The sequence below is a fragment of the Myxococcaceae bacterium JPH2 genome (genome assembly GCA_016458225.1).
Taxonomy (GTDB): domain Bacteria; phylum Myxococcota; class Myxococcia; order Myxococcales; family Myxococcaceae; genus Citreicoccus.
In genome coordinates this window covers 1-486 of record JAEMGR010000133.1, presented here as the reverse complement: position 1 = coordinate 486, position 486 = coordinate 1, and the positions used below count along the sequence as shown (strand labels likewise).

General features: G+C 66.9%; 1 protein-coding gene. It reads left to right on the top strand.

Annotated elements, in window-relative coordinates:
• A partial coding sequence (locus JGU66_36450; protein ID MBJ6766268.1) for a hypothetical protein occupies window positions 1-486 on the top strand: 486 nt, incomplete at both ends.

Sequence of the window (486 nt, the reverse complement as noted above, 5' to 3'; positions counted from 1 at the left end):
CGGGAAGGTGGACAGGAGGGCCCTGCCCGCGCCGGAGATGAAGTCCTCGGAGGAGGAGTGGGAAGGGCCGAGGACGGAGGAGGAGAAGCGACTCACCCGACTCTTCGAAGAGGTGCTGAACGTCGGGCGAGTGGGAGTGAGGAGCGACTTCTTCGAGTTGGGCGGGCACTCGCTGTTGGCGACGCAGTTGGTGTCGAGGGTGAGAGAAGAGTTCCAGGTGGAGTTGCCACTGAGGGACGTCTTCGAGGCGCCGACGGTGGAGGCGTTGGCGGAGCGGCTGAGCCGAGCGGCCCCAGGGAAGTCAGCGCAGCCGGCCCTCAAGCGCGTGGAGCGAAGCGGCGCGCTGCCGTTGTCCTTCGCACAGCAGCGGTTGTGGTTCCTGGACCAGTTGGAGCCAGGGAGCGCGTTCTACAACGTGCCCGTCGCGGTGCGACTGAGTGGCGCGCTGGATGTCGAAGCGTTGGAGCGGAGCTTCGAGGCGCTCGT